This window comes from uncultured Clostridium sp. (genome assembly GCF_947036855.1).
In the GTDB taxonomy this organism is placed as follows: domain Bacteria; phylum Bacillota; class Clostridia; order Clostridiales; family Clostridiaceae; genus Sarcina.
This window is the reverse complement of sequence record NZ_CAMQRY010000192.1, coordinates 1-3,358: the sequence shown is the minus strand read 5'-3', so window position 1 is coordinate 3,358 and position 3,358 is coordinate 1. Positions and strand designations below refer to the sequence as shown.

General features: G+C 26.0%; 2 protein-coding genes and 1 tRNA gene. 2 read left to right on the top strand and 1 reads right to left on the bottom strand.

The window, feature by feature from the left end:
- A partial coding sequence (locus Q0V15_RS12565; RefSeq protein ID WP_297439485.1) for an SbcC/MukB-like Walker B domain-containing protein occupies nt 1-1,754 on the top strand: 1,754 nt, incomplete at its 5' end.
- 178 nt (nt 1,755-1,932) lie between these two features.
- Here the strand turns inward: Q0V15_RS12565 and Q0V15_RS12560 are convergent.
- The gene (locus Q0V15_RS12560; protein WP_297439484.1) at nt 1,933-2,814 is read right to left on the bottom strand and encodes a DegV family protein; all 882 of its coding nucleotides are present in this window, start codon (nt 2,812-2,814) and stop codon (nt 1,933-1,935) included.
- A gap of 223 nt (nt 2,815-3,037) precedes the next feature.
- Here Q0V15_RS12560 and Q0V15_RS12555 point away from each other — a divergent pair.
- Nucleotides 3,038-3,114: transfer RNA gene (locus tag Q0V15_RS12555), tRNA-Arg, on the top strand.
- Nucleotides 3,115-3,358 lie beyond the last annotated feature (244 nt).

Genomic DNA, 3,358 nt, shown 5'->3' with positions numbered 1-3,358 from the left:
TAATAGATTTTGAAAATGAAATAAAAGTATTTACTCATATAGAGCTTAAATGTAAAAAAAGTTATATAGAATTTGAAAATGCAAATGATATTTTTAAAAAAGCACAAGCTGGAATATTAGCAGAAACTTTAGTTAATGGAGAAATGTGTCCTGTTTGTGGTTCAAAAGAACATCCACAAAAGGCAAAAAAAGCAGAAGATGTTTTAACTAAAGAAGAAATTGAAAAATTAAAGTTAGAATATGAGAATATAGTTATTGAAAAAGATGCTAAACTAAGTGAAGTTGGAATTTTGAAAGCTAGAATTGAAAGTGATAAAGAAAATATTTTAGCAGAAGTTAAGAGTAACTTAGGGGATATTGTATCTAAAGATTTTTATACACTTGAATTAGATGAAAAGCAAAAATATATAGATGTAGTAAGTAAAAAGCTACAAAGTGAAAGAACTTCTTTAGTAGAAGAATATAAAATTTTAGAAGTTAAAACAAAAGATTATGATACTAAAAAAGCAATTGTGGAAAGTTCTGTGGATAAAATACAAGAAATAAAGACATCTGTGGATAACTATAAAAAGAAGTTTGATGAAGGTAAAATAAAGCTTATTACTATTTCTGAAAATATAAAAGGGATAGAAGTAGAGATACCAGAAGAGATTAGAAGCGTTGAACTTATTGTTGAAAAAAGAAGAGTTTTACAATTTAGTATAAATGAAATAATAAATATGAGTAAATTAGCAAAGGAAAAGTATGATAAGAGTCTTAAAGAAAATAATGATACAAAACAATCAATTATAATTACAGAAAAAGATATTATTTTATTGAAAGAACTAAGTAGTAATTATAGTAAAATATTTAATTTAGAAATTGAAAATCAAGGATTTAATTTAGAGAGTTATAAACTCGCTTTAGAGATACAAAACTTAGATGCGATTGATGTTAAGATTAAATCATTTGATGAGAGATTAAATAGACTTAAAGGGATATTTACAAGTAGAGAACTAGAATATAATAAAATTGAAAGTACAGATATAATGTTTATAGAAGAAGTATTACAAAAGTTAAGTATAGATATAAGTGAGTTGAATATTATAGATAAAGAACTTTTAAATAATCTTACTTTACTTAAAGGAAGAATAGCTTCAAATAAAGAAAGCATAGAGAAAATAAATAAGATAAATAATAATATTAAGGATAAAGAAAGTACTTATAAAGACATAGCTCATTTAGCTAGTGTTGCTAGAGGTGAGGGTGGAAATTCTAAAAAAATAACATTTGAAAGTTATGTTCTTACTTCTTATTTTGACCAGATTATTATAGTTGCAAATCAAAGACTAAGAAAAATGACAAATGGTAGATTTGAACTTAGAAGAGCAGAAGAAGTTAAAGGTGGGGGAAGAAAAGGTCTAGATTTAAATGTTTTAGATAATAATACAGGTAAAGAAAGAAGTGTTAGTTCATTATCAGGGGGAGAAGCTTTTAAAGCTGCTTTATCAATAGCACTTGGGCTTGCAGATGTAATACAAAGTTATTCAGGTGGAGTTTCAATTGAAACAATGTTTATTGATGAAGGATTTGGAACTCTTGACCCAGAGTCATTAGATACAGCTATAAACTGTTTATTAGAACTTCAAAGCATTGGTAGACTTGTTGGCGTGATATCACATGTTCAAGAATTAAAAGAGCGAATAGATGCAAGACTTGAAGTTACACTAAGAGATGATAATAGAGGAAGTATAGCAAAGTTTATAACTGATTAAAAATAAAAAAATGGCTAGGTGCTTCGCACCTAGCTATTTTAAAGATAAATAAAAGGAAAATATACCTGTATACTTAAGAAAAAAGTATGCCAATATATTGAGTAGTAGTTTTTATATTATTTTAGCAAATAAACACATCTATAAGCTTTCCACTAAAATACAAGAATTATACATTCAATTATTTAGGAACACGCCCATTTCCTTTAAAGAAAATTGTAAGAGCATCAGGACCAGTATGTGATCCAATAACCATTCCTACATGATTTACTATAATTTCTTTAACTGTAATAGTTTCTTTTATCATATCTATAAGTAAATTTACTGAATCTAAACAACCAGCATGACTTATATAAAGCGTTTGATTTTCAGGGTTAACTATATTAGTTTCAATTAAATTAACTAAAGTTTTAAGTAATTTTTTATTTCCCTTAACTTTAGCAAAATTTAAAAGCTTCCCTTCTTCATCAACATAAATAAGTGGTTTAACATTTAAAAGTCCACCAACAAAGGCTGTTGTAGCAGAAATTCTACCACCACGTTTTAAATGATCAAGACTACTTACAGAAAGTATATGCATTACATTTGGGGCAAGTTCTATAATATGATTTTTAATTTCATCAAGTGATTTCCCTTCAAGTTGAAGATTATAAGCTTCAAGAACTAAAAGACCAACACCTGTTGAAGCACCTTTAGTATCAATAATTTCTATTTTAGCATCAGGGTAAGTTTCTAGAACTTCTTCCCTAGCTATACATGAAGCATTATAAGTTCCGCTAAGTCTTGAAGAAAAAGCTATATATAAAATGTCATTTCCATTTTTTATTTCATTCTCAAAAGCAGTTTTAAATCTAAAACTATTAACTTGTGAAGTTGTTGGTACAACTTTTTGATCTCTTAATGCATTATAAAAATCAGTATAACCACTATCAAGAATATTTTCCTCGATATAATCAACTCCATTTAAACTACATGTAAGACCAAGAACTTTTATATTTAAATTATTTAATATGCCAGAATTTAAGTCACAACTTGAATCAGTATAAATAACAAATTTTTTCATAATATCAATCCTTAATTTTAAATTTATAATAAATTTATATATTATTTAACAAACAATATATGAAATAAAACATATATTAGATAATATTAAAATTATAGCTATAATATTAACAGAAAATGTTATTTTAAACTAATTAAAATTTGGAAGTTAAAATAGATTAAGGATATATGGATTGTTTATATTGATTTATTAAAATAAATATGGTAAAATTCATAGGTAATATGCATTAGTAGCTCAGCTGGATAGAGTAGTCGGCTACGAACCGATTGGCCGGAGGTTCGAATCCTCTCTGATGCACCAAAGAGTAGAAACACCGAATTTATAGAAATATAAATTCGGTGTTTTTTTATATACAGTAAAATAGCTATAAATTAATAATAAAAGGAGCATTAAATTAATCCTAAAATTTGATACTATGGGAAGTATAGTAAGTGGAAAATATTTCATTAAAAGACTTTAAAATAACCGTTTAGGATACAAAACACCTAATTATTGGATTAGTTTGGTAAAATAAGGTGATATATTATAATAATATTTTCAAATT